This is a genomic window from Acetobacter tropicalis (assembly GCF_001580915.1).
Classification (GTDB): domain Bacteria; phylum Pseudomonadota; class Alphaproteobacteria; order Acetobacterales; family Acetobacteraceae; genus Acetobacter; species Acetobacter tropicalis.
This window is the reverse complement of record NZ_LHZQ01000028.1, coordinates 1-799: the sequence shown is the minus strand read 5'-3', so window position 1 is coordinate 799 and position 799 is coordinate 1. Positions and strand designations below refer to the sequence as shown.

Sequence of the window (799 nt, the reverse complement as noted above, 5' to 3'; positions counted from 1 at the left end):
TGGAGGGTTCTAAAAACCCCCTGGTTTTGAAACCAGCTCTGTGATTCCATTCGTCCGGCTCTGACTGAGGGAATGGCGCTATGAACCAGGCTGGTTTCTTTGATGTTGAAGAGCTGCTTGCCCGGTTGAGCGGGCTTGGCGATCAGTTCGAAGCGTTTTCCCGGACAGTGGATTTTGAAGTGTTCCGCCCTGATTTGGAGCAGGCTTTGGCCTATTCAGATGGGAGTAAAGGCGGACGACCGCCATTTGATCCGGTGTTGATGTTCAAGATCCTAGTGATCCAGACGCTGAACAATTTGTCTGATGAACGGACGGAATATCTGATCAACGACCGCCTGTCGTTCATGCGTTTCCTTGGCCTGGGGCTGTCGGACCGTGTGCCTGATGCCAAAACGGTCTGGCTGTTCCGCGAGCGCCTGACCCAGGCGGGGGCCATTGAAAGACTGTTTGACCGATTTGACGCGACCCTGCGGAACGCGGGCTATCTGCCGATGTCGGGCCAGATCCTGGATGCAACATTGGTAGCCGCTCCAAAGCAGCGCAATACGAACGCTGAGAAAGCCGACCTCCGGGCAGGACGCAACCCCGAAGACTGGCAGGACAAGCCGGCAAAGCTGTCGCACAAGGATCGTCATGCACGATGGACACTGAAGTTCACGAAGGCGAAGCGGCAGGATGACGGGACGATCCCCGCAACGGATCTGGCCATTCCGTTCTTTGGCTACAAGTCCCATGTTTCCATCGACCGGAAGTTCCGGTTCATCCAGAAATGGAAGACGACAGATGCCGCCGCCAGTGA

At 56.1% G+C, this 799-nt stretch carries 1 protein-coding gene; it reads left to right on the top strand.

The features are described 5' to 3' along the window. Positions 1-80: 80 nt before the first annotated feature. Positions 81-799: IS5/IS1182 family transposase (locus AD944_RS00150; protein ID WP_061474610.1), on the top strand; the 719-nt coding region annotated here is incomplete at its 3' end.